Source organism: Deltaproteobacteria bacterium, assembly GCA_020848905.1.
Taxonomy (GTDB): domain Bacteria; phylum Myxococcota_A; class Polyangia.
Genome location: JADLHG010000042.1, coordinates 28,868 through 53,349 on the forward strand (window position 1 = coordinate 28,868; position 24,482 = coordinate 53,349).

The window sequence follows — 24,482 nt, forward strand, 5'->3', positions numbered from 1 at the left end:
TAAGGTGTATGCAGCGAGGATAGCAGAAGGCCCCGCCTCGACGCCGCTTCGCCTCCGCCGGGCGGCGTCGGCTCGTCAGTCGGCCGCGAGAAGAGCCTCGACCACCGAATAGGGGTCCGTTCGACGCGCGGCGAGGTCGACGAGCAGCGCGTCCAGTCGGTCGCCCGCCCGCGTGAGGGCTCGCTGCGTGGCTTGCTCCTTGAGGAGCTCGAGCACCTGGCGGCGCGCGCGACGGAGTTGTCGCGTCTGCCAGAGCACGGGGTCGTGCTGCCCGCTCAGGTCCGTGATCGCGGAGGCGAGGGTTGCGACCCCCTCCCCCGTCGCCGCCACGGTCCGCACGATGGGCGTGTGGGCCCGTTCCCCCTCGCGGAGGCTGAGCATCAGCTCGAGGTCGCGCAGGGCCCGGTCCGCTCCATCGCGGTCCGCCTTGTTCAGACAGAGCACGTCCGCGATCTCGAGGATGCCGGCCTTGATCGCCTGCACCTCGTCCCCGAGCCCCGGGACGAGCACCACGACCGAGAGGTGCGCGGTCTCCACCACCTCGACCTCGCCCTGCCCCACCCCGACGGTCTCCACGAGCACCCTGTCGAAGCCCATGGCCTCGAGCACGCAGATCACGTCGCCCGTCGAGCGGCTGAGGCCGCCGAGGTGCCCGCGGCTCGCCAGGGAGCGAATGAAGACCCCCGGGTCGAGGGCGTGTCGTCCCATGCGGATGCGATCGCCGAGGATCGCCCCGCCGGTGAAGGGGCTCGACGGATCCACCGCCACGACGCCGACCCGTTCGCCGAGCGCGCGGTAGTGCGTGATGAGCGCGTCCACGAGCGTGGACTTGCCGGCCCCCGGCGGACCGGTGATCCCCACCACGAGCGCGCGTCCGCCGTGCGCGTAGAGCGCCTTGAGGTCCTCGACGGCCTCCGGTTGATGGTCGTCGAGGTCGCGCATGAGGCGCGCGGCCGCTCGAAGATCGCCCGAGAGAATGCGCTGCACGACGCTCATCGCGCGTCCGCCTTCTGGAAGAAACGCTGTTCCGGCCCGCCGGGGACGTAGACCTGCACGACCTTGAGCGGGCCGCTCTCGACGCGCACGGAATGGCTGGCGCCCGCGGGGATGTAGATGGCCTGTCCGGGGCCGACGGGGGTCAGCGTCCCTTCGATCCCCATCTCCCCCTTGCCGGAGAGGACGAAGAGCACCTCCGCCTCGGCGAAATGCGAGTGCTCCGGCACGCTCGAGGGGGCTGCCGCCTCGAGGAGCCCGAGGTAGAAGCGGGAGTGGCCCTGCGTCTTCCGCTGCAGAAGGGGCGTCACCTTCAGCTTCCCCTCCGCGAGGAGGAGTGGCGTCGTGCGGTCGATGCGCTCCGGCCGCAGGAGGCGACCCGCGGGCCCCTTGGCCGGGATCTCCGGAAAGACCTCCTTCGTCGGCAGCAGGGCCTGCTCGCCGCCGGCGGGGAGGAAGAGCACGAGGCAGCGCAGCTCGCCTCGGGTCGGACTCAGGGTCACGGGCAAGCTCGCACGCAGGGCCAGCGCCGTCCCCGGCCCGAGGGGGAGCCGCGAGGTGCCGGCGGCCAGCACGCCGCGGCCGGAGAGGACGTAGAGCAGCTTCTGCGGCGCCCCGGGGAGCGCGAGGTGCGACCGGAGGGTGAGCAGCGCCAGGGAGGCCAGGCTCGCTCCGACGTTCTGGCGGGTGAGCAGGAGCTGCACCTGTCCCGCCGCTCCGAGGGCACGCGCCTCGACGTCGGCCTCCCACACGCTCTGCTGCTTGGGTGCCGCGCGATAGATGATGGGTACGACCACCTCGGTGCCGGGACCCGCGCCGGCGGCTGCCGCCCCGGAGAGCGTCCAGCCGCGCATCCACTTGAGGACGCAGGCCGCGGTGGGGGCGTGCTTGAGCTCGTCCCGGTCCAAACGGGCGTGGGTCACCGTGTCCGCCGCCCCGAGGGTGACCCGCACGAAGAGGGTTCCCGCGCGGCTCCGATCCTGCGCGAGCGCCAGGCGGTAGCAGCCGTGGAGGGCGTCGTAGTTCCTGCGAAGGGTGGCGCCAACGACCTGGTCCAGCGTGCTCGGGGCGGCCGAGGCCAGCACGGGGGCGAGCAACCCGACGGAGAGCGCGAGCGAACGGCTCATTGCGCCGGCTTGAGGTGGGCCTTGACCCAGGCCACGATGTCCTGCGTGGAGGTGCCGGGGGTGAAGATCTCGGCCACGCCCTCGGCCTTCAGCTTGGCCACGTCCTCGTCGGGGATGATGCCGCCGCAGAAGACCTGCACCGCTCCCGCGTCGCGCTTGCGCAGCTCGCTCAGGATCGCGGGCAAGAGCGTGAGGTGTGCGCCCGACAGGATCGAGACCCCGACCCCGTCCACGTCCTCCTGGACCGCGGTGGCCGCGATCATCTCCGGCGTCTGGTGCAGCCCGGTGTAGACCACCTCGAACCCCGCGTCGGACATCGCCCGAGCCACCACCTTGGCCCCCCGGTCGTGACCGTCGAGCCCCGGCTTGGCCACCAGGATACGGATCTTGCGCTCTGCCATGTGGAACCTCTCAGTCGCGGACGAGGGAGCGACCGATGACCAGCCGCTGGATCTCGCTCGTTCCCTCGTAGATGGTGGTGATGCGCACGTCGCGGTAGAGCCGCTCGACGGCGAAGTCCTTGGTGTAGCCGTAGCCTCCGTGGATCTGGAGCGCACGGTAGCAGACGCGGTTGGCCGCCTCGCTCGCGTAGAGCTTGGCCATCGACGCCTCGCGCGTGAAGGGCGCGCGTCGCTCCTTCAGCCAGGCCGCGCGAAGGGTGAGCAGGCGTGCGGCCTCGAGCTCGGTCTGGCTGTCGGCGAGCATCCACTGGATCGCCTGGCGATCGGCGATCGGGTGCCCGAAGGCCTGGCGCTCCTTTGCGTACCGCACCGCCTCGTCGCGCGCCGCGAGGCCGATCCCGAGCGCCTGCGAGCCGATGCCGATGCGGCCGCCGTCGAGGGCCGTCATGGCCTGCGAGAACCCGCTCCCCTCGGGCCCCAGCAGCGCGTCGGCGGGGAGCTCGCAGTCCTCGAAGGTGAGCGCCACCGTGGTGGAGCCACGCAGGCCGAGCTTCTCCTCGTGCTTGCCCACGAGCAGCCCGGGGGTGCCCCGCTCGACGACGAAGACGCTGATCCCCTTGGGCCCGCTGTCCGCCCCCGTGCGGGCCCAGACGACCACCAGGCCGGCACGGTCGCCGCTCGTGATCCACTGCTTGGTCCCCGAGAGCACCCAGCCGCGGTCGGTGCGGCGCGCCGTCGTTCGCAGGGCCGCGGCGTCGCTGCCGCAGTGTGGCTCCGACAGGGCGAACGCCGCGCAGAGCGCCTCACCGGAGACGAGACGCGTGACGTAGCGCTGCCGCTGCTCCTCGGAGCCGTACTGGCAGATGAGCTCGGCGGCCATGTTGGTCACGGCCACCGCCACGCTCGTGGAGGCGCAGGCGCGCGCGAGCTCCGTCAGGGCCAGGGAGTACGAGACCACGCCGGCGCCCGATCCGCCGAGCTCCGGGGGGACGTTCACCCCGAGGAGGCCGAGGCTCGCGAGCTGGCGCAGCTCCGCCTCGGGGAAGGTGCCGAGACGATCCCGCTCGGCCGCGCGCGGCGCGAGGGTCCGCGTCGCGACATCGCGCGCCGTCTGCTGAACGAGGCGCTGTTCTTCGGTCGGTTCGAAGCTCACCATCGATACGTCACCTTGGCCAGGCTCCCCTGGGGAGCGATGAACTTCAGCTTCTTCAGGTTCTGCAGGAGCCGCTCGGCGAGGTCCTCGGCGAAGGGGGTCGGTGCGGCGAGCCCGGCCGAGACGGCGCGCCCCCGGCGATCGACGTAGAAGGTCAGCATCAGGCCCTTCGGCAGGGCCAGCGCCCCCGCCCCGCGTGCCCGCGCGAGGAGCATCCGTCGCTGGCGCTTGAGCTCCTTCTGCACCATGCCCGGGTCCCAGATGAGGATCTGCTCGCGGCTCGGAAAGCTCAGCGGATAGGTGAACTCCGCGTCGCCCCCCTTCGGACGGGGGAAGACCAGCGTGGAGACGACGCCAAGGAGGCATTGCTCGACGGGACGCGACCCGAGCGTGCTCTCGCTCAGGAGCACCGACTTCACCGCGCCGGCGGGACCCACGCGCAACTTGAAGGTCACGGCACCGCCCAGGTACGCGCTCTCGCGCAGCCCGCGCTGGAAGCACTCGACGAACTCCTGCTGGTGCTCCTTGAGCCGCTCCTCGACGGTGCTCTGGTCGAGCGTGCCGAGCCCACCTTTGAGATGCAGACCGTCGTCGGGCGCCGCCTTCGGGAGGGCCTTCGGAGGCGGACGGCGGGCGATCGGCCGCGACGGAGGGGTCGACCGGGGGCGCTGGGGCGCGGCGCAGGCGAGGAGGCTGAGGACGACCCCGCCGAGGAACGACCGACGGACGTGACGCATCAATAGGCGGGTTGGAAGGTGTACGGGTAGCTGAACCACGACGGGCTACGCAGGGTCGGGAACTCCCAGCCCTTGACGGCCTGCTCGATGCACTGGTGCACGGCGGGCGCCTTCAGCTCGCTCTCGACGATGGTGACCTGGGTCGCGGTGCCGTTCGTGCCGATCAGGATCTTCACCGTGAGCTTTCCCTTGAAGCTCTTGTCGCCGCGCTTCTCGAGCTCCTCGGTGTAGCAGCGCTCGACCCCCGGCTGCCCGGCGCGCGCGGCCTTCTGGATCTCCTCCATCTGCTCGGGGGTCAGGGCCGAGCTGTCCTCGGAGGGCCCGCCCTGCGCGGGGCCGGTTCGCGGTCCGGGCCCCTGCGACTGCTCCGCCGGACAGCCCGCGAGGGTGAGAAGACCTGCAACCAGGAAGCACGGCAGCGTACGCATGGATTCCACCCCTAGTCCTTGAGTAAGGAAGCGGCCACGACGAGGCGCTGGATCTCGCTCGTCCCCTCGTAGATCTCTGTGATCTTCGCGTCTCGGTAGTGTCGCTCGACGGGGTACTCCTTCATGTAGCCGTACCCGCCGAAGATCTGGATGGCCTCCTTGGTGACGAAGCAGGCGGTCTCGGAGGCCATCAGCTTCGCCATCGCCGACTCGGTCGAATGGCGCGCGCCGCGATCCTTCAGCTCCGCTGCGCGCCACGTGAGCAGACGGGCCGCGTCGAGCTGCGTCGCCATGTCCGCGAGCTTGAACTGGATGGCCTGGTGCTGGCCGATCGCCTGGCCGAAGGTCTTGCGCTCGCGCGCGTAGGCGGTGGCCGCCTCGAGCCCCGCCCGCGCGATCCCGAGGGCCTGGGCCGCGATGCCGATCCGGCCGCCGTCGAGGGTCGTCATCGCCACCTTGAAGCCCTCCCCTTCCTGGCCCAGGCGCTGCGAAACCGGCACGCGGCACTCCTCGAAGAAGAGCTGGCAGGTGCCCGACCCGCAGATGCCGAGCTTCGCCTCCTTCGGTCCCCGCCGGACTCCCGGGAGGTCGAGGGGCACGACGAAGGCCGTGATGCCTTTATGCCGCGCCTCCGGCTGCGTCATGGTGATGAGCACGCAGAGGTCCGCCTCGGGCCCGTTGGTGATGAAGTTCTTCACGCCGGTTATCAGGTACTCTTCGCCCACGCGCCGGGCCACGGTCTTCTGCGCAGCGGCGTCGCTCCCCGCGTCCGGCTCGCTGAGCGCGAAGCACCCGAGCTTGTCGCCGCGCGCGAGCGGCGTGAGAAACGCGCGCTTCTGCTCCTCGGTGCCGAACTTGAGGAGCGGATCGCAGACCAGCGAGTTGTTCACGGACATGATGACGCCCGTGGAGGCGCACGCCGCGGAGATCTCTTCCATGGCGAGGACGTAGGAGAACGCGTCCATTCCGGCCCCGCCGTAGGCCTGCGGGACGGCGACACCGAGGAGGCCGAGCTCGGACATCCGCCGCACGAGCTCCGCCGGAAAGCTGTGTTCGTGGTCGATGGCCTTCGCCCGCGGAGCGACCTCGCGGCGGGCGAAGTCCCGCGCCGTCTGCTGCAGGAGCTGCTGTTCCTCGGTGAGCGTGAAGTCCATTCACTTCCCCTGGAAGGTGGGTGGCCGTTTCTCGAGAAAGGCGCGCATGCCTTCTTTTTGATCGTGGCTGGCGAAGAGCCCGGCGAAGGCCTCACGTTCGAGCACGCTCGCCGCGCTGAGGGACATCTCGAACCCGGCGACCATGAGGCTCTTCGCGCGCGCGATGGCCAGCGGCCCCTTCTCGACGATCTGCAGGGCCGTCTCGCGCACCCTCGGCATGAGCTGCGTCGGCGGGTAGACGGCGTTCACCAGGCCGAGGCGGAGCGCCTCGTCGGCCCCGATCGCCCGCCCGGTGAAGACGAGCTCTCGCGCGAGGCCGGGTGCGACGCGTCGGAGGAGCCGCTGCGTCCCGCCGAAGCCCGGAATGATGCCCAGGTTCACCTCGGGCTGGCCGATCGTGGCCTCGGTGCTGGCGTAGGCGAAGTCACAGGCCATCGCGAGCTCGCACCCCCCGCCGAGCGCGTAGCCGTTGATGGCGGCGATCACCGGCCGGTCCAGGTGCTCGAAGGCCGAGCAGACGTTCTGTCCCAGCTCGGCGAAGCGGAGGGCCTCGAGGTGGCTCTTGTCCACCATCTCGGTGACGTCCGCGCCCGCGATGAACGACTTGTCCCCCGCGCCCGTCAGGATCACGACGCGGATCTCCGCGCGTGAAGCCAGCTCGCCCACTGCGGAGAGCAGCTCACCGAGGGTTTGGGTGTTGAGCGCGTTCAGGCGTCGCGGCCGGTTGACCGACAGGATGGCGAGCGGTCCTTCGAACTCGAGGAGGATGTTTCCGTAGCCCATGACTCGCCGTGGAGAAGGTCCCGGACGGTCGGGATCCGCGTGGGCGGACTGTTATCCAGAGACTGGACCCATGTCAATGATCCGCGCTAGTTTACGCTCGTGAACCGGCGCCTCCTTCGCTCGATGACGTGCATGCTCTGCGGGGTCGTCGGGCTGGGGAGCTGCGCGCAGCAGGAGAGCTTCGAGCTCCGGTTCCTGCTCGTGGACGACCGCGGCTGCGCCCAGGCCGGCGCAGCGACCCGCGGGCTGCCTCAGGGGCAATACACCCTCCGACTCACCTTCGCGCGGCGGAAGCCCGGCTTCGTCGGCCCGGCGAGCGTGCGTCAGCACGAGCTGGTCTGCGACCGCGTCATTCCCCCGGGGTCGGGGACCGAAGGGCGCTCGACGGAGATGATCCTGCCGAGCCCGCAAGGGAGCCGCGTGTCCGTCCGGGCCGAGGCCTTCGAGAACGGCAAGCTCGTCTACAGCGGCCAGCGCGAGGAGGTGGACCTCTACGGGCCCCCGGCCACGATCTATCTCCGCAAGGCCAACGCCTTCTCGTGCGCCGAACGCGCGCGGCGGGTGCGCGCCTTCCACACCGCGACGCTGCTCCCCAACGGACAGGTGCTCCTGCTCGGCGGCCTGGTGGCCGACGCCACGGGTGGGAACATCCTGCACCTGGACACCGAGGAGGTGCACGCCACCTCCGCCGTGGAGGTCTACGACCCCGTCTCGCTGAGCTTCAAGGTGGCCACGGGGACGGTGGACCCGCGTGCTTTCCACGAGGCGGTCCTGCTCCCCTCCCGTCCACAGGGGCCGTACCTGGTGCTCCTCCTCGGGGGGGTGGAGCCAGGGGCGCCGAACGGTCCGGTCGTTCGCTTGCGCTCGAAGACGCCGGACTACCCCTTCTTGTTCACGCCGCACGAATCGGCCAAGGCGGCGAGCGCGGCGCTCGTGACGGTGGAGCTGCAGGGGACGGAAGTGAAGGTCCACCAGACGCGGGTCGATGGCCTGCCCCGCATGATGTTTCCCGTGGTGGCGGAGGCGTCGGGGGACCGGATCCTCGTCGTCCCCGGTGCGGGCACGTATCGCCCGTCGGGGCCGGACAAGGGGTTCGACGCGAGCGGGACCGCCGCCTACCTCCTCGACCTGAAGGGGGACGGTCCGCCGACGGTGGCCGGCCAGGCGCCTCTGCTGCAGACCCGCGTGGGCCACGGGGCGGTGCGCCTCGAGGGGAAGCGCTTTCTGGTGCTCGGCGGAAACATGACGGGCCCGGAGGGGACCGAGGTGGCAAACGCGGCGGAGCTGCTGGTGGAGGGGGAGGCGAGCTTCAGGGGCATGCCGCTGGCGGCGGAGCACGCGACGGCCTGGCACGGCCTGTCGCCGCTCGGCCTGACGGACCGAGGAGCCGAGACCGACGGGGCGCCGGCTGCCCTCTGGACCGGCGGGTTCGTGCTGACCAAGGGAGAGACGGCCACCTTTCGCTATGCCCTGGGGTTCGGGACCCTCCCGCCGCAGCGAGCCGTGCAATTCCTTCGCCCCGAGGGTCCGGACCTTCGGCTGGAGGAGATCGGCGGCGACGGTTTCCGGCTGGCCTCGTACCACCACGCCTTGCGCCTGCACGATGGCAGCGTCCTCGTCACCGGGGGGAACGCTCCCTCGGACGCCGAGAAGCAGCAGGAGCAGGCTCCGTGCGTGGGACAGACGACCCCCTTCTGCGCGCTGAAACAGGTGGCGCTCTACACCTACCGACCCGGTTCGCCGCCTTCCGTGGAGCTTCGGCCGGGCGTTCCGCCGCTCGAGGTGGCGCGGTACGGGCATCGCGCCGTGCGGCTGCTCGACAACACGGTGCTCGTGACCGGCGGCGTTACGCTGAACAAGTCCGCCGTCCCCGAGGTCGTGACGCAGGCCGAGATCTTCAGCCCGCGCACGGGACAGGCGAGCGAGGACTACCCCTTCGAACGGCCCGCGCCTCCCGACCCCAGAGCCAGTCTGCGCCCGTGCGCCCTGCACGGAGATGGATCCGGCGGGTAGCGCGCCGCCCCCCCCGCGCAGCTCAGGGATCCTCGGCGATGAAAATGGTGACCTGCCCTTCGCCGCGGACGCGGAGCGGGCGTCGAAGCGCGACGCTCCCGCCGGGAGGCGTGGTGGAATCGGGCTGCACCGCGCGCGGCGGCTGTCCCCGGTAGGTGAGGCCGACCAGCACGTCGTAATCCCCGTCGGGTAGCCTGATGCGATGCGCCTGCGTCGGGCCCGCGGAGGCCGCGACGTAGCTGAACGAGACGCGGTGGAGCTCCTCGGCCCCGTTCCGATAGGAGATGCGCGCGCTCAGCAGGCCCTCGCGCGCGGGACCGTAATGGAAGACGACCTCCACCGCCGACGGCTGGCGCGAGAGGTATCGGCCGAGGATCAGCACCATCCCCGCGACGAGCAGGAGCGGCAGGAAGGGCCGCAGGCGGTGTCGCACGCGATCGAGGGAGGCAGGCACGGAGCAAGCATAACCGCCCATCGGCCCCTCCGTCGAACGAGAGCAGCGCGGCGAGTCAGAAAATGGCCTCGCCTCCGTGGCCGCGGGAGAATGGCGCCATGTCTATCCTGCCACGCGCGCTATCGGTCCTGCTCGCACTCACTGGCCTCGTCGGCTGCGCCCTCCCCCCCGGCGGCGCGGTCCTGCCCCGCATGCAGACGGGCCTGCTCGCCCCCTCCGCTCCCGCTCCCGCGCTGGTGAGCCCCGCGCCGGAGCCGGCTCGACGCGACGCGAGTCTCCCGCGCGCAGACGCTCCCGCGGAGGGCTGGCGTGCCCAGGTGGTTAGCCGCGCTCGCGCGCTGGTGGGCCAAAACCTCGGTGGAGGTTCGGGCGGAGGCGTCGTGGTGGAGCTCCTGCGGAGGGCCTACGGACGTCGCCTTCCGGAGGGCGCGATGCGCGGGGATGGACTCGCGCTACGCAAGGCGGGACCGCAGCCGGGCGACCTCGTGGTGTTCGCGCTCGGAGGCGACGCGGCGCGCGCCGAGGAGCGGAGTGAGGTCGGCATCGTGCTCGACGTGCAGGGGTCCCGCGTCTCGTTCGCATACGTCATGGGCACCTGGGTCCGGCGCGGCTGGCTGAATCAGCGTCGTCCGGGCCTGCGCCGGGTGGGCGCCTCGGGTCGCGTGGAGAACACGTTCCTTCGCCCGCGCCTCCCCACGGATCGTCCGGGGCGGCGCTACCTCGCCGGTGAGCTCCTCTCGGGGTTCGCCTCCCTGTAACAAGCCCTGCTGCTCGCGCGTTATACTGCCAGCGCGAGAGGAGCAGCGGAAACATGACGTGGACGACGATAGTGACCGCCTCGACCCGGGTGGCGCTCGTGATCGTACTGCTGCTGGGTCCAGGGTGCGGCTCCTCCGCGACGGTTCGGCGGGCCGACGACCTTCTGCGATCGGGCGACTACGCGCGCGCGGAGCTGGAGGTGGATCGGGCCCTTGCCGCCACGCCCGAGGCCGAGGAGCTCCTGGCGATGCGGGTGCGCATCCTCGTGGCACGCGACCGACGAGCCGAGGCGGCGGGGGCCTGCGGGCGCGTCGCGGGCGCCGAGAAGCGAGCTCAGCTCCTGCGCGCGCTCTCCGAGGCGGTGGTCAGCTGGGGGCTCGGACAGCGCGACCCTGCCGTGCGCCTGAGCGCGATCCATGTCGCGCGGGGGGCGGACATGGCGCCTCTCGCCGAGACGGTCGCGGCGCGCCTCGACGACCCGGACGAGGTGGTCCGGACCTGGGCCGCGGTCGCGCTCTCCGGCGAACCGCGCGGTGCGGACGTGCTCGAGCGCATGCTGGGGGCCGGGAAACCGGAGGCGCGCGCGGTGGCCGTGCGGGAGCTGGGACGCCTCGCGGGGCGCGCGGCGGTGCGCACGGTGGCTTCGTTCGCCGCGGACCGGAGTCCACTCGTCCGCGCGGCGGCGGCCGACGGACTCGGACACGTCGCACGCCCCGAAGCGCTGCCCACGCTGGAGCGGCTCGCTGCCGACCCACAGGCGGAGGTGCGCCAGGCCGCGCTCTCGGCTCTCGAGCGGATCGGGGATCCTCGTGGGGTGGAGCTGGCCCGACGCGCGCTGCGGGATCCCTACCTGGGCGTGCGTCTCGCGGCTCTCCTCGCGCTCGTGCGGATCGAGGGGAATCGCGCGCGTCCGACCCTCGCCCTCGTCGCCGCGGGGGCGGACCGGCTGATGGCCCTGCGCGCGGGCGTGCAGCTCGCCAAGCTCGGGGATCCGACGCCGGCCCTGGCGCTGCTCGGGCAGGGCGTGCGGGACGCGCTCGCCACGGTGCGGCTCGCGGCGCTCGCGGCGGCGAGCACGGTCGATCACCCGCGGGTGCTCGAGCTCGTGGCCACACGGCTGCGTGACCCCGATCCGGAGGTGCGGGCTGCAGCCGCGCGAGCCCTCCTGTCGAGGAAGGGCGACGCCGCCGCGGCGCGAAACGTCGCGCGGAACCTGAAGGGACTTGCCTGCGGGCGAGGCGCGACATCGGCCGACGCCTTCCGTGCGCCCGGGCTCTGCCTTCAGGCCGCGGAGCTCCTGCTGCGGGCCGAGGATAACGACGGCCTGCAGCTCCTCTCCGACCTGGCGCGCCGCGCTCGCCTCGGGCGGGATCGCCTCCAGGCCCTGGAGCTGGCCCTCATGCGCGGCGCGGGCCCCGAGCTGGCGCTGGCGGGAGTCGCCGACGCCGATCCCTACGTCGCGCTGGCCTCGGCGCGCTGGATCTACCTCCGAAACAGGTAAGGCGATCAGAACGCGAGGTGCATCTGGATCCGCACCTGATGCGCATTCAGCGGGTCGCCGGCCACCGTTACGCCGTCCTTCACCGTGTGCATGCCGCGCAACCACTGGTGCGTGTACTCGCCCTGCCACATGAGACGCCTCCCCCAGGTCAGGACGTTGAGCACGGCGGCGAGCTCGTGCACCTCGTCGGGGCGCGCCAGCCGCCGGTCCTCGCCGTAGCCGGGGTGCTTCAGGAAGCCGTAGCGCGCGGCAAGCTCCAGCATCGAGGCCGGATGGTAGCCGCCGAGCTGGGTGTAGACCCCCCAGAAGGTGCGATTGGTCGGGGCCACGGCCCCCGGGTTCTCGACGCGGTAGAAGAGCTCGCTCTGCCAGGCGAGCCCCCGGAAGCGCGCGGTGAGCTCCGCCGCCGCGGCGTACACGCCCACGTTGTCTGTCGCCCCGTTGCGGTCCTGGTCCCTGAGCTCGGCCGCGCGGGCGGGGTCCGTGACTCCCGCGCGCAGCGGCGCGTCCGTGGGCGAGAGGTTGTAGTAGAAGGCGGCCCCGATGGCGACACGAAAGGGGCTGAGCTGCAGGTCCCCTTCCCCTTCGTCCTCGCTGATCGCGCCGAGGGGGGCATAGACGATGCGGCCCGCGTAGAGGAGGTCGGTGTTGTCGTTGCGAGACGGGAACTGCCCCGCCCCGTTGAAGACGCCCAGCTGGTAGCTGAGCTGGTCCCGGCTGAAGGCCGACCCGTAGACGAGCACCCCCAGGTCCCGACCGGGGGTGAAGGCGTCCGTCACGGCGGACCGGTCGGTGAACTGCTGGGCCGCGTTGTGGATCATGGACTGCCGGCCGAAGGGGACGATGCTCTTGCCCACCACGACGTTCAAGGCCTGGAAGAGGCGCACCTCACCGTAGGCCAGCTGAACGGTCCCCTGGTCTTCCTGTCCGAAGCCGAGGTCGAGGCGATACCCGAAGCGCGGGCTCAGCAGGTGGCCTCCCAGGCGGACCTGCGCGCGCCGGATGAGAAAGCCGGATTCTCCCTGCGCCACAGGCTGCTCGGGATACCGACTCGACGCCGACCCCTCCTTCCCAACGAGGATGGGAAGGCGGCCCTGGTAGGCGGGCTGCAAGAGCGCTCCGAGGCGTAGCATCAGCCGGCGGTTCGGGCTGGCGATGAAGAACCCGTCGTCGAAGCCGGCCGTCTGCGTGCGGCCTGCGAGCTGCAGCGCCACGGCGTTCAGCTTCAGCTCCATGTCGCCGATGCGCGTGTCGTAGCCGTCCAGCTTGTTGCGGAGCGCCTGGTACCCGAGGGCCGCTCCCTGCAGACGCGCCACCTCCTGACGCATTCCCGCGAGCTGGTCCTGCACGGCCTGGAGCGCCTTCATGGCGGCGGGCAGGTCCGCTGCGGACTTCATGAGCTGGTCCACCCGGTCGGCCAGGGTCTTCAGCCGCTCGGCCGGGCTCGGGGCCGGCTGGGCAAGAGCCAACCGGGCCGAGAGAACGAGGATAGACAGGGGCATCACGGCAAGGCGCACGCGCATGGATTCTCCTCGAGGCGCGGCAGCATATGCGATGGTTCGGGGAGGATCAACGCGCCCTTCGGACTTTGTGCGGCGGACTCCATCGAGTAGATTGTGCGGGCGCCGAAGGAATGCCGTAGCGAGCGCGCGCGGGGACGCCGTGGCACGAGAACCTCACGACCAAGCCGAGACCGAAGGGCTGAAACGCCGGCTCCTCGTGGCCGCCGTGATGATCGTGATGGTCTACGCGGGCGGAACCCTGGGCTACTACCTCCTCGGTCGCGGACGCTGGTCGCTCGGCGACTGCGCGTACATGACCGTCATCTCTCTGACGACGGTCGGCTACGGAGAGGTTCTGGAGGGCATGGCGGAGGTCCCGCTCGCCCGTTTCTTCACCGGCGTCCTGCTCGTGACGGGGGCCGGCATCGTGGTCTACTCGGTATCCGTACTGACCACCTTCCTCGTGGAGGGCGAATTCCTCCACCTGCGCCGGAGAAGGCGGATGCGCAAAAGGATCGACAAGCTCACCGGCCACGTGATCATCTGCGGCGGGGGACGCACCGGGCAGCACATCGCGGAGGAGCTGCACGCCGCGCGCTGGCCGTACGTCCTCATCGACGCCACGCCGGAGGCGATCCAGCGCTGCGAAGAGCGCGTCCGTTCGGAGGTGCTCGGGATCCCCGCCGACGCCACCGACGATCAGATCTTGCTCGACGCGGGGATCCAGCGGGCTCACGGGGTGGTGGCGGCCCTGCCGGACGATCGGGACAACCTGTTCGTGGTGGTAACGGCGCGCGGGCTGAATCCGAAGCTGCGGATCGTGGCCAAGGCGGTGGACCTGCGGTCGGTGCAGAAGCTCCAGGTGGCCGGGGCGGACCGGATCGTGTCGGTGAATCGAATCGGTGGACAACGTATCGCCTCCGAGATGATTCGCCCGCACGTGGTGAGCTTCCTCGACAAGATGATGCGCGAGAAGGACCGGAACCTCCGGTTCGAAGAGCTCACCATTCCGGTGGGCTCGCCCCTCGTCGGTCGGATCCTGGCGCAGAGCGACATCCGCCGGGCGCGCAACCTGCTCATCGTGGCCGCATCGGGTCCGGGAGCGGAGGACTACACCTATAGTCCCGGGCCCGACTTCCTCCTGCAGGAGGGAATGACCTTAATCATCATCGGCGAGACGGACTCCGTGCAACGCTTGCGCGATTCGGCGCTCTTCAAGCGCGGTGGCGTGGAGGACGAGCCCGAGCCACAGGGCCGCTGACCTGCGGGCCGGTGTCGGTGCGACGTGGCGATGGGTCGGAAGGGGGAGCGCGGACCGAGCAGGTCAGCCCGGAGCGCGGCTAGCCAAAGGATTTCTCGAGCTTCTCCTGGTCTTCCTTGCAGCGGATGCAGAGCGTGGTTTCGGGCCGCGCCTCGAGGCGCTTCAAGGAGATCTCTTCCTCGCACTGCTCGCACACGCCGAAGCTGCCGCTGTCCAGCTTGGCCAGGGCGTGATCGATCTTCTTGAGGAAGGTCTTCTCGCGGCCGCGCAGCCGAAAGGTGAACGACTGCAAGTACTCGCTCGAGGCGAGATCCATCTCATCGGGCAGGTCGTCGGCGTCCAGCGACATGTCCTCGGACAGCGTCCGCTCGGCGTTCTTCAGCAGCGCGGATCGCTTCTCCACCAACATGTCGCGGAACCGCTTGAGGTCTTTCTTCTTGAGAGACATCGGCACGCCCTCCGGGCCACGCGACGAAGTAAAACCGCATACAAGATCCGGTCATTTTAGGAGGTAATCCCCCGTAGGTCAAGATTGCCCCGCGGTCCCCGATGGGGCGCGTGACCCGATAAAGACGTTTAATTATGCGTCGGTGGGCAGAACGCGCGCCTTTGACGCACTGCCCTAAGGAGGTGCGGCGGGCTCGAGGATGTCTTCGTCCGCGACCTCCACCTCCTCGTCCAGGATATCCGAGTCCCCGAGGACCTCTTCCTGGTCCACGATGTCCGCCTCGCTGAGTTCCGCGAACTCGCCGGCCACGGACTCGAAGAAAGAGCGCGTAAAGCCTCGGACGATCGTCTGATCGCTCAGGGGTTTACGACCCCGGACCTCGGCGTCGGCCTGGCGCACCTGCTCGAGGACCAGCAGCGCGCGCGCGGCGACCTTCGAGGCCGCCGCATCCTCCGAGGCAGCGAGCGCCTCCACGGCAGCGCGTCCCTCCTCGGTCATGGCGCTCTGCGCCAGGGCCCACGCGAGCCGCTCGCGCCCCTCGGGGTCGGCGTCCGTCATCCCCTTCCGTGCCGCCTCCAACCCGGTGGATCCCAGATCGCCGAGCGCGCGCGCCGCCTCCACCCAAACCCTGGTCGGTTCGCTCAACAGGAGACTGACCAGCGAGTCAGCCGCCTCCGGAAGCTTCATGGTGCCGAGGGCCAGAGCGCACCCTTGCCGCACGAAGGACTTGCGGTGTTTCAGCCCCTCGAGGAAAAGCGGAGCCACTGTGGGGCCGAGCTGGACCATGGCCGGGATGACCCGGGCCACCTCGGCGCGGGTCATGTTCCGGACTGCCCCGAAGACGGTCTCGGCTACCTCCACCCGCCCCCGCGCGCACAACTCCAGCGCAGCGTCACGCCGTTGCGCACGGTCGGCGAGCAACGGCACGAGCGCCTCGTCGGCGAGTAGACCCAGGTCGCCCCCATGCGCGGCCTCGTCGGGAACGCCGGCGCCGCTCTCGCGGGCGCGTCGCTCGGCGGCTGCGGCCAGCTTCTCCATCTCGGGCTCGAGCTGGACGGCCAGCTGCACGCAGTCGGCCAGGAGCAGGCGCCAGTTCTCCCACTCCTGCACCGGATCCAGGTCGCACGGCTTGAGGCGAAGGCTGACCTCCGCGAAGCTCGACACGCTGGTGCGCAGCAGCTCCGCGTGGCTCGGGGCCAGCCCGAGCTCGACAGCCGTCTGGACGAGCGGCTCGCTCAGCCGGAGTCCGAAGTCGAGTGCTCCCCGCACCACGCGCTGGCGAATGGCCTTCCAGGTCGCGACCGGGAAGGACTTCACGAAGAGCAGGTACTCCTCGTTTTCGGGCTCGGACCAGTAGGCGAGAATCCCGAGCGCCAGCCGCACCGATCCGGGCGAGAGCAGATCGACGAAGGAGTCGTTCGAGAAGTTGTGCTGCTTGCGGCCCAGCCGTTCCCCCCCGAGCGCCGCGTAGTGCGATGCCGTCGCCGCGAAATCGTACGGGCTGTCGGTCGAGCGTTCCTCGAGTGCCCGGCGCCCCCGGGAGAGCACCTCTTGCGCGTTCTCGGCGAGCGATGCCTCGAGCGCCCAGGTGGCTACGGGACGAGATTCCTCGTCGAAGAGGTCCATCTGCACGGCGAAGCGCGCCCCGAGCAGCTCGAGGATCTGCACGTCCGCGGGGTCCCCGAGGTCGAGCGGCCAGAAGAGAGCCGAACCCGCCGGGTCCTCGGCCGGAGCCTTGGCGGACACGGCGACGATCGCGGCGAAGGGCCCCATCGGGAAGCGGTGGAGCTGCAGGAGGAGGGCCGGTGGCTCCTCGAGAAACTGGGGGAGCAGCGAGCCCGGCCGGGCCGCGAGGTAGACCCGGCCTTCGTGCAGGAAGTGCCCACCCGCGGCGTCGCCCGTGCGCCAGCGATCCACCTCGGCCTTGGGACGTCCCGCGAGCTCGAGCGCCTGCGGCGGCTCCACCGCCACGGCCTGTTCGAGCCCCGTCGGGACGCGGGTACCGCGGGTCCGCTCTCGCGCCCCGAGGTCCACGGAGAGGGCGCGCAAGGCCTCCCGCTCCTGGTCCAGCTCCGCGCGCGCCTGCGCCAGCTCGTGCCGCTGCTCCTCGAGGCGCGTTTGCTGCGCAACCAGGTCCTCTTGCTGACTCGTGAGATCTTCGCGTCGGGAATGCAGCTCCTCTTCGCGCCGGTCCAGCTCGTGGGCTCGCGCGTCGAGAGCCGACTGGCGCAAGCGGTTCCCGTCGAGGTCCCCGGCGCGGAGACGCTCCAGCCCGACCGTTCCCACCACCGCCTCGGCGCGCTTGACGTAGTCCGGGACGTGGGCCGGGTCCATCGCGAGCTGCCGCAGCAGCTGGATCCGGATCTCCAGCTCGTCGTGGCGGTGGCTCTCGGGGATGACGACCGCGAAGAGACGCGCCGCGGGGTCGTGGTACACCACGGGCGTGCTCGACCGGACCAGCTCGCCGCAGCGGGGACACGTGGCGACGCCCAGGGTTCCGCGCCGCAGCTCGTCGGCGAGCGACGGGTCCGTCGCCACGTTGACGGCGTCGCAGACCTGCATGCCGACGAGATCGCCGCAGGTGCAGGTCAGGTGGACGACTCGCTTGCGCGTCTGCCCGACCCCACCGGCGTACGCCAGCTGCTCCTCCTGCACGGACGACTCATCCATGGTGCACCCGCCCTCGACTCGCCGAGAGGGACTGGGGTTAGCATAGGCTCCGCTGCGGGGTAAAGCCTTGACAGACCCCCGTAGACCCCCGCTAACTGCGGCCATGAGCGAGCTGGCCGAGGTCCCCGTTGCAGTCCTGGAGCGCGTACACAGCGCCGAGCGCCGCGTGGCGGAGGCCCTCGGGGTGGCTCCCGACCTCACCACCGACACCCTTCCGCTCGTGGACGGGTACCTGAAGTCGGTCGTGGTCCAGGCGCCGAAGGAGAGCCGGGATGGCCTGCTCGACGAGGTGGGCTGCTACTTCGGCGAGGTGATGCGCCACCGGCTGGACGCGCGCTGGTGGGTCGTCGGGGACGACCCACGCCGCTGGCGGCTGGAGCTACGCCGCTGCTTTCTGCATTTTTCCCCGGTCGGGATGGCGGCGGAGGCGCTGACCGCGTGCGAGAGTCTGTCGTACGACGGAAGCTTCAGTACCCTCGACGAGCTGCACGAGGACCTGGACGCAATGCTGAAGCTCGCCGCGCCCATCTCCGAGGCCGAGTACTACTCGCTCTCCGGTCGGGCCGACATCCTCGAGCTGGTGGCCGACTGGTTGGTGGGGCGCAGGGCCGCTGCGGGCCAGGAATCGACGGAGTTGACCCCCGACGACTATCGACGGGAGCGAGAGCGCAAGGCCGGCACGGTCTGACCGCCTTTCGCCCTTCACTCCTCTGTTGGGTCCGTCTCCAGCACGAGTCGGACGACGCCACGCAGGCTCTGGAGGGAGAGCTCTCCGCGGCCCCCGCCGAGGCGCAACGCCTGCGGGGGCGCGCGTCGCAGGCGTTCGCGGAGTCGCGGATCGGAGGCCACCACGGCCGGCGCGTGCGTCTCGAGCCGCAGCGAGGGTTTCCGCGGAAGGTACGCCGTCACGCGTCCGTCGCGGCTGAGCACCACGTAGCCTCCGCCGGCTGGGACGTCGCCGTCCACGCGAACCTCCCCTCGCACCGTCTTCAGGTTGGCCGTTCTCGCCCCGAGGCGGCGCGCGTCGATCCGCCCCGAGAAGACCACCGCGTGCACGGGTCCCGTGAGCTCGCGGAGCGTCACGTCCCCTGCCCCGCCTCGCAGATCCACGCGCCCCGCCACGCGCAGCAGTGCCTGGCGCCCATGCTGCGATCGCGTGGCGACGTCCCCGCGCGTGTCCTCCACGCGAAGCTCCCCCTCTTCCGAGGAGAGGTCGGCGCCGCCCCGGCAGCCCGTGAGCGCGATCCCGTGGCGAAAGGTGCGCGCCGTCACGCGCAGCTGTCGCGGCACGCGGAGCTCGAGATCCACCCGCCCCTCGGTCACCGGCACGGAAAGATCCTGCTGGGCGGGCCGCGGAGCGGTGGCCATCCGTCGCCCGAGCTCCGCGAGCTCGAGCTGGATACGCCGCATCTCCTTGCGGGCCGCCTCCCGATCGCGCTCAGACCCGAGCAACCGCTGCGCGGCGTTCGCCTGACGCTGCATCAGATCCTCCAGCAGAGCGCGCACGTCGGGCGAGAGCGGGGGCTGCAGCCGGATGTAGGTCTGGACGTCGATCTGCGCCCCGTTGCGGCTGGAGACCTCGACGCGTAGGCGTTCCCCGAGCTCGGCGTCCGGCGCCTGCTTCGTCGCGGTAACCCGCACCTCCGCACGATCCCAGCCGGACACCACGACGGAGCCCAGGCGGTTGACGATGCGGACCTCTTCCGCCCCCGCCACCGGAAGCTCCACCGTCTTGTCGTAGCGCACCTGGGCCAGGGCCGAGGACGCGCACGCCGCCGTGAGACCCACGAGTGGAAGCACGAACCTCATCGCGGCTCCGGCGACGCGGCGACCGACGGCGCGGCCCCGCCGAGGAGGCTGGCCTGCATGAAGTCGATCTGCTGGCGATAGGCGGAGAAGAGGACCTCGTGAGCCCCGGCGTCCGTGGCGGCGATTCGCACGAGCTCCTGGCTGCGGGCCACCGACTCCTCGAGCATCTCGAGCGTGCGGGAGTACGACTGGCGCTGGGGCGCGTGCCAGCCATGGCTGTCCTCCGCGACCATCTGGCGGAGCTCCTGGATCGCCCGTCGATAGCGCGCGGCCGCCCGGGTCAGCTCCTGCTCCGCGGAGGCCAGGAGCCGGCCGTTCGTGGCGCCTCCGCGTGCCCCCGAGAAGGCCCACGGCGGCGCCTCGCGTTCCGGCCGCTCCCCGAGATCCTTTCGATGAAGCACGAGGACGAGCATGCCCGCCGCCGCGACGGCAGACCCGAGGGCGAGCCACCAGCCCCCGCGCCCCCACGAACGGGCTATCTCGCGTCGCTCCGGAGGCACCGCCGCGAGGATGCGCGGCAGGAGCTCTGCGGACGGCTCGTGGGTCGCGAGCCGCCCGGCGAGCTGGGCCAGCTGGCGGAGCTCCCCAGCGGCTCGGTCGCAGCCCGGGCATTCGGCCAGGTGGCGCCGCACGGCCGCGGCCCGACGGGGAGAGAGCTCGCCGTCGAGGAAGGCGCTCAGCCGGCGCTGGATGCGGACGCAGCTCACGGGTCGATCGCTCCGCCGCTCAGCCATGGCGCAAGGAGCTCGCGCATGCGGCTGCGCGCCTTGTGGAGCTGGCTCTTCGAGGTCCCGACGCGGCACCCGAGGATCTCGGCGATCTCTTGGTGGTTCAGCCCTTCGACGTCGTGGAGGATCAGCACCGCGCGGTAGCCGGGGGGAAGCTCGCGCAGAGCCGTCTCCAGACGGTCACGAAGCCATGGGTTCCCCTGGCGGGTCTCCTGCATCGCCGGCGGCTCGACGGGCAGCGCCGCGAGCACCTCTCCCCGCCGTGCGCGACGGGACAGGTGCGTCAAGCACACGTTCATGGCCAGGCGATAGATCCACGTGCCGAGCGCGGCCTCCCCGCGAAAGCTTCCGACGCTCCGGAAGACCCGCACGAAGACCTCCTGGCAGAGCTCCTCCGCCTCCTGCCGCCCGGCCATCCGCACGAGCAGGCTGAAGATGCGTCGATGGTAACGAAGGTAGAGGGTCGAGAGCGATGCGCGGTCCCCGCGAGCGCACGCGGCCACGAGGGCCGCCTCGGAACCCTCGGCGTGCGCGAGCTCCGCGGTCGTCGCCGCCGGGTTGAGGTACGCGGTCTGTCGCACGTCCGTATCCGTTCTGGGCTTCGCTCTCACGCCACCGGCGCAGTTTGACGCGCACCGCGGTGGAAGGGTTGCCTTGCTACCATCCGCGATCCGCCCAGCGCAAGCCGCCTCCCGAGCCGGTGTGAGCCCGCGCACGGCAACCTCGCGCGGCGTGTGCGGATGGGGCATAGCCCGCGGGACGCTGCCGGTGCTAGCATCCGCGCCCCATGCGCGGCGTCGCCGTCGTCTGCTTCTTCCTGTCTGGAGCCAGCGGGCTCATCTTCCAGGTCATCTGGACGCGGCTCTTTTCGCTCGTCTTCGGCGGAACGACTCTCGCCATCAGCACGGTGCTGACCGCCTTCATGGGCGGACTCGCCCTCGGGAGCTTTCTCGCGGGACGGCTCGCCGATCGGGTCCGGGACCCACTGCGGGCCTACGCCGTGGCCGAGGCCGGAATCGGGATCTGCGCCCTGCTGCTGCCGCTCGTGGTGGGCCGCTTCGACGGCCTGAACCGATTCCTCTACGCCCACTTCCAGGACCACTACGCGCTCCTCGCGGCGGGCCGCTTCGCCGCTTCCGCGCTCGTGATCGTGGTCCCCACCACGCTGATGGGCGCCACCCTCCCTCTGCTCAGCCGGTACTTCGTCCAGACGGACACCGAGCACGCCCGCGTGGGGATGCGCGTCGGAACGCTCTACGCGCTGAACACCGCCGGCGCGGTGGTGGGCACCTTTCTCGGGGGCTTCGTCCTCTTGCCGCACCTCGGGCTCTCGCTCACGAACCGGCTCGCCGCCGGGACGAACCTCGCCCTCGGGCTCGTCGTGGCCCTGGCGTACCTGGTCCGGCGGCGTCTGCCCGCACGCGCACCTCGCGACCCCGAGGTCGCCGCAATCCTCGCCGAGGTCGAGGCGGTCCCGACGGTGCACGCGGTGGTATCCGACCGGGCGCGGAGGCTCGCCCTCTGGGCCTTCGCCTTCTCCGGGGCCGCGGCCATGGTGTATCAGGTGATCTGGAGCCGGGCGTTGAATATGGCCATCGGCTCCTCGGTCTATGCCTTCACGCTGGTGCTGACGGCCTTCCTCGTGGGGCTGTCGGGGGGGACCGCGTTGATCGGGCGCCTCACGGCGCGCAGTCCCAATCCCGTCGGGTTGCTCGCCCTGACGCACCTCGCGGTCGTGGCGTTCGTCGGGGTGTCGTACCTCCTCATCGACAAACTGGGCTGGGTCTACATCCTCTTCATGCGCGGGGAGAAGCTCGGCGCGGGGAGCATCCTCACGAGCCAGTTCCTCGTGGCGCTGCTCACGATGCTCCCGGCAACGTTCGCCATGGGGGGCGTCCTCCCCCTGACGATCCGAATCTACGTCTCGGGCCTCCACCGCGTGGGCCAGGACGTGGGGAGCGCCTACTCGGTCAACACCATTGGGGCCATCGTGGGCTCCTTTTTGGCCGGTTTCGTCGTCATCCCCACCCTGCAGATGCAGGCCGGCATCTACGCGGCGGCGATGACCAGCCTCGCGGTGAGCGTAGTCCTGGCGCTCGCGGCCCCCTGGGGGCGACGCGCCAAGGGCGCCGTGACGGCGGCCGCCGCGGTCCTGGCCGGGCTCACGCCGCTCCTTCCCCGCTGGAACCTGACGCAGGTTTCCGCCGGAGTCTTTCGCCCCACGATCGCCGAGGACGTGCTCCGCGGAGAGCAGTGGGACCGGCCGAAGCTCATCTTCTACCGGGACGGCATCTCCACCACGGTGACCGTCGAGCAGTGGTCCAAGACGCACTTCTCCCTCAAGAACAACGGCAAGGTCGACGCTTCGACGGGGGACGACATGCCCACTCAGATCACGGTGGGCCTCTTGCCGATGCTCCTGCATCCGCGCGCCGGCGACTACCGCCCGAAGGCCTTGCTCATCGGCTTCGCCTCGGGGGTGTCCGCCGGGGCGATGCTGCAATACCCCATGGAGCGACTCGACGTGGTGGAGCTCGAGCCGGCGATCCTGACAGCCTCGGTCTTCTTCAATCACGTCAACAACCGCCCGCTCGCGCACCCCCGCATCCGCGTGGTGGCCGACGACGGACGCAACTTCCTCGCGGCCGGTTCGGAACCCTACGACGTGATCGTGAACGAGCCGTCGAACCCGTGGATCACGGGCGTTTCGAACCTGTTCACCAGGGAGTACTTCGAGATCGGTCGCCGCAGGCTGAAGCCGGACGGCATCTTCTGCACCTGGGTGCAGGTCTACGAGCTCTCCCCCCGGAACATCAAGGCCATCTATCGCTCGTTCGCCAGCGTCTTCCCGTACGCCTACGCCTTCAGCGCGTCGACTCTCAGCTCCGACACCTACCTCGTGGGGTCGATGCAGCCCCTGAGACTCGACATCCGCCGCCTCAAGAAGGCCTACGCGATACCGTCCGTGAAGAAGGAGTTGACGCGCGGACAGGTCGAGCGCCCCGACGACCTCATCGCCCTCACCCTGCTCGCTCCGAACGAGCTCTCCGCCTACGCGGCAGGGGCACGGATCAATACCGACGACAACGCGCTGATCGAGTTCGGGGCCCCGAGGGACCTCTACAACCATGGCAAGTACGACTACTACGTCTCGAAGCTCTACGGCGAGGCGTGGCCCTACGGCCGCCTGCGCGGCTTCGTCGAGGGGTACGGATCGTCCGAGGAGTACGCGGGCCTCGTCCACAGTCTTCTGGTCCAGGGGAAGATGCGCGAAGCGCGCGCCTTCGCAACGAACCTGCGCCCGACGGCGGGTGAGGAGTCGCGGCTCGTAACGAGGTTCCTCGAACTGCTCGACGAGCGGGAGAGCGACGATCCGGAGGTGGATCTCACCGAGGGGACGGGGGGCGCGCTCGCTCCGCCCAAGGGCCCGCCGAAGTCCCTGCCTCCCAAGGAGGCCGAGAAGGTGGCCCGCGAGTACCTTCTCGCGGAGCGCCGGGCCAAGGCGCGGACCTTCCGCGCAGCGCTGGACGTGCTCGAGGCCTGGCCCGAGGAGGTGCGCGAGTCAGGGGGGGACGACTTCCAGCTCTTCTGGGGCTACCTGGCCTACAAGACGGGCGAGTTCCGCGCGGCCGCGCAGATCCTCGAGCCCCTCTGGTCGAACGGAAAGTTCATCGAGCGACGGCCAGCGCTGCTGTACTATCTCGGTCGTGCCTATTATGGGAATGCCGACTACCGAAAGGGCATCAAGGCCCTAAGGCAATGGTACGAATATCGCCGTCGCACCGGACGTCCCGAGGTCCCTCCGCCGTACGTCGCACCCCGCGACGGGTAGCCTGCCGGGTGGTGTTCGCGGCGACGGCGGCGGCGTGGGGTGCCGGCCCTCCTCAGGCAGCGCGCGCCGAGGCGGTCCGGAGCGGCTGCGGCATCGTGACGAGCTGGGGCTGCTGCCAAGGGGAACGCCTCTGGTGGTGCGACAAGGGGAAGGCCCGGTCGCGTGACTGCAGCGACCGGCCCAGGTGCGGGTGGCGCCTTCGGGGCAAGGGGCCGGATGGCCTCTACGATTGCGATACCGGCGGATCCGCGGACCCCGCGCTCCAGCGCACCAAGGAGTGCCTCTTCGGGGACGCGGGCCCCCCCGGTCGCCCGGACGCGGGCCCCCCGAGCCCGTGCGGGAGCGTCACGGAGGAGGGGTGCTGCACCGGCGCGTCGGTAGTGTACTGCGACGGCACGCGACGACGCGAGGTGCGGTGCGGGCAGAATCCGTACTGCGGCTGGCGCGGGACCGGGCAGGTCTACAACTGCGGCACCCCTGGAGAGGCGGACCCCAGAGGACGCCATGCGCGGGCGTGTCCCGAAGGGCCCCCGCCGATCTCGCCGGCCGTGACGGGCGCCCGCGACGGCGGTGCCGCGCGGCGCGTCGACTCCGGACCTTCCTCCCGGGGCTGCAGCCTGGTCGGGCCGCGGGACCGCGCGATGGGGCTCGTCCCGCTCGCGCTGCTCCTCGCCATCGCGGCGCTCGGTCGTCGCTCCGGTCGAAGGGGAGCACGCCGATGACCAAGGA

The 24,482-nt window shown here is 70.8% G+C and carries 22 protein-coding genes; 7 read left to right on the plus strand and 15 right to left on the minus strand.

All coding sequences use genetic code 11. The annotated features are described in order from the left end of the window. Nucleotides 1-75 precede the first annotated feature (75 nt). From meaB to IT371_17320, 8 genes are read right to left on the minus strand one after another with little or no spacing between them, the layout of a single operon-like run. On the minus strand, nucleotides 76-996 hold the full coding sequence (gene meaB / locus IT371_17285; GenBank protein MCC6749421.1) for a methylmalonyl Co-A mutase-associated GTPase MeaB: 921 nt from the start codon (nucleotides 994-996) through the stop codon (nucleotides 76-78). Beyond that, nucleotides 993-2,120, minus strand: a complete 1,128-nt coding sequence (locus IT371_17290) for a cupin domain-containing protein (protein ID MCC6749422.1) — start codon at nucleotides 2,118-2,120, stop codon at nucleotides 993-995. Before IT371_17290 ends, meaB begins: the two co-directional genes overlap by 4 nt. Continuing rightward, nucleotides 2,117-2,521, minus strand: a complete 405-nt coding sequence (locus IT371_17295; GenBank protein MCC6749423.1) for a cobalamin B12-binding domain-containing protein — start codon at nucleotides 2,519-2,521, stop codon at nucleotides 2,117-2,119. Before IT371_17295 ends, IT371_17290 begins: the two co-directional genes overlap by 4 nt. Nucleotides 2,522-2,531: 10 nt before the next feature. Further along, nucleotides 2,532-3,674 (minus strand): acyl-CoA dehydrogenase family protein, encoded by a 1,143-nt coding sequence (locus tag IT371_17300; GenBank protein MCC6749424.1) that lies wholly within the window; start codon nucleotides 3,672-3,674, stop codon nucleotides 2,532-2,534. Then, on the minus strand, nucleotides 3,671-4,411 hold the full coding sequence (locus tag IT371_17305; GenBank protein ID MCC6749425.1) for an AgmX/PglI C-terminal domain-containing protein: 741 nt from the start codon (nucleotides 4,409-4,411) through the stop codon (nucleotides 3,671-3,673). Before IT371_17305 ends, IT371_17300 begins: the two co-directional genes overlap by 4 nt. Next, nucleotides 4,411-4,839, minus strand: a complete 429-nt coding sequence (locus IT371_17310) for an AgmX/PglI C-terminal domain-containing protein (GenBank protein ID MCC6749426.1) — start codon at nucleotides 4,837-4,839, stop codon at nucleotides 4,411-4,413. Before IT371_17310 ends, IT371_17305 begins: the two co-directional genes overlap by 1 nt. Nucleotides 4,840-4,850: 11 nt before the next feature. After that, nucleotides 4,851-5,993: an acyl-CoA dehydrogenase gene (locus IT371_17315; protein MCC6749427.1), complete on the minus strand. Its 1,143-nt coding sequence runs from the start codon at nucleotides 5,991-5,993 to the stop codon at nucleotides 4,851-4,853. Continuing rightward, the gene (locus tag IT371_17320) at nucleotides 5,994-6,776 is read right to left on the minus strand and encodes an enoyl-CoA hydratase/isomerase family protein (GenBank protein MCC6749428.1); all 783 of its coding nucleotides are present in this window, start codon (nucleotides 6,774-6,776) and stop codon (nucleotides 5,994-5,996) included. 99 nt (nucleotides 6,777-6,875) lie between these two features. On the opposite strand from IT371_17320, the gene IT371_17325 reads away from it, so the two are divergent. Beyond that, on the plus strand, nucleotides 6,876-8,789 hold the full coding sequence (locus IT371_17325; GenBank protein MCC6749429.1) for a hypothetical protein: 1,914 nt from the start codon (nucleotides 6,876-6,878) through the stop codon (nucleotides 8,787-8,789). Nucleotides 8,790-8,811: 22 nt separating this feature from the next. Here IT371_17325 and IT371_17330 read toward each other — a convergent pair whose 3' ends face one another. Continuing rightward, the gene (locus IT371_17330; protein MCC6749430.1) at nucleotides 8,812-9,243 is read right to left on the minus strand and encodes a hypothetical protein; all 432 of its coding nucleotides are present in this window, start codon (nucleotides 9,241-9,243) and stop codon (nucleotides 8,812-8,814) included. A gap of 98 nt (nucleotides 9,244-9,341) precedes the next feature. On the opposite strand from IT371_17330, the gene IT371_17335 reads away from it, so the two are divergent. After that, nucleotides 9,342-10,001: a hypothetical protein gene (locus IT371_17335; protein ID MCC6749431.1), complete on the plus strand. Its 660-nt coding sequence runs from the start codon at nucleotides 9,342-9,344 to the stop codon at nucleotides 9,999-10,001. Between the two features lie 53 nt (nucleotides 10,002-10,054). Continuing rightward, nucleotides 10,055-11,503, plus strand: a complete 1,449-nt coding sequence (locus IT371_17340; protein ID MCC6749432.1) for a HEAT repeat domain-containing protein — start codon at nucleotides 10,055-10,057, stop codon at nucleotides 11,501-11,503. A gap of 5 nt (nucleotides 11,504-11,508) precedes the next feature. Here the strand turns inward: IT371_17340 and IT371_17345 are convergent, their stop codons facing one another. Beyond that, entirely contained in the window at nucleotides 11,509-13,026 is a 1,518-nt protein-coding gene (locus IT371_17345) for a hypothetical protein (protein ID MCC6749433.1), read from the minus strand. A 139-nt stretch (nucleotides 13,027-13,165) separates the two neighbouring features. Here IT371_17345 and IT371_17350 point away from each other — a divergent pair, with 139 nt between their 5' ends. Then, nucleotides 13,166-14,266: a potassium channel protein gene (locus IT371_17350; GenBank protein MCC6749434.1), complete on the plus strand. Its 1,101-nt coding sequence runs from the start codon at nucleotides 13,166-13,168 to the stop codon at nucleotides 14,264-14,266. A gap of 79 nt (nucleotides 14,267-14,345) precedes the next feature. On the opposite strand, the gene IT371_17355 is transcribed toward IT371_17350, so the two are convergent. Beyond that, nucleotides 14,346-14,714 carry a TraR/DksA C4-type zinc finger protein gene (locus IT371_17355; GenBank protein ID MCC6749435.1) on the minus strand — a complete coding sequence of 123 codons (369 nt, stop codon included), beginning with the start codon at nucleotides 14,712-14,714 and terminating at the stop codon, nucleotides 14,346-14,348. Between the two features lie 174 nt (nucleotides 14,715-14,888). Next, entirely contained in the window at nucleotides 14,889-17,384 is a 2,496-nt protein-coding gene (locus IT371_17360; protein MCC6749436.1) for a hypothetical protein, read from the minus strand. Between the two features lie 103 nt (nucleotides 17,385-17,487). On the opposite strand from IT371_17360, the gene IT371_17365 reads away from it, so the two are divergent. Then, nucleotides 17,488-18,072, plus strand: a complete 585-nt coding sequence (locus tag IT371_17365) for a hypothetical protein (GenBank protein MCC6749437.1) — start codon at nucleotides 17,488-17,490, stop codon at nucleotides 18,070-18,072. A 14-nt stretch (nucleotides 18,073-18,086) separates the two neighbouring features. Here the strand turns inward: IT371_17365 and IT371_17370 are convergent, their stop codons facing one another. Genes IT371_17370 through IT371_17380 form a run of 3 tightly spaced genes read right to left on the minus strand, consistent with a single transcriptional unit; the run spans nucleotide 18,087 to nucleotide 20,502 of the window. Continuing rightward, nucleotides 18,087-19,193, minus strand: a complete 1,107-nt coding sequence (locus IT371_17370) for a hypothetical protein (protein ID MCC6749438.1) — start codon at nucleotides 19,191-19,193, stop codon at nucleotides 18,087-18,089. Further along, nucleotides 19,190-19,900 carry a zf-HC2 domain-containing protein gene (locus IT371_17375; GenBank protein MCC6749439.1) on the minus strand — a complete coding sequence of 237 codons (711 nt, stop codon included), beginning with the start codon at nucleotides 19,898-19,900 and terminating at the stop codon, nucleotides 19,190-19,192. Before IT371_17375 ends, IT371_17370 begins: the two co-directional genes overlap by 4 nt. Next, on the minus strand, nucleotides 19,897-20,502 hold the full coding sequence (locus IT371_17380) for an RNA polymerase sigma factor (GenBank protein ID MCC6749440.1): 606 nt from the start codon (nucleotides 20,500-20,502) through the stop codon (nucleotides 19,897-19,899). Before IT371_17380 ends, IT371_17375 begins: the two co-directional genes overlap by 4 nt. Nucleotides 20,503-20,708: 206 nt before the next feature. Here IT371_17380 and IT371_17385 point away from each other — a divergent pair, with 206 nt between their 5' ends. Together IT371_17385 and IT371_17390 are read left to right on the plus strand one after the other, a co-directional pair. Beyond that, on the plus strand, nucleotides 20,709-23,753 hold the full coding sequence (locus IT371_17385; GenBank protein ID MCC6749441.1) for a fused MFS/spermidine synthase: 3,045 nt from the start codon (nucleotides 20,709-20,711) through the stop codon (nucleotides 23,751-23,753). 11 nt (nucleotides 23,754-23,764) lie between these two features. Beyond that, nucleotides 23,765-24,475 (plus strand): hypothetical protein, encoded by a 711-nt coding sequence (locus IT371_17390; protein MCC6749442.1) that lies wholly within the window; start codon nucleotides 23,765-23,767, stop codon nucleotides 24,473-24,475. The last annotated feature ends 7 nt before the right edge of the window (nucleotides 24,476-24,482 follow it).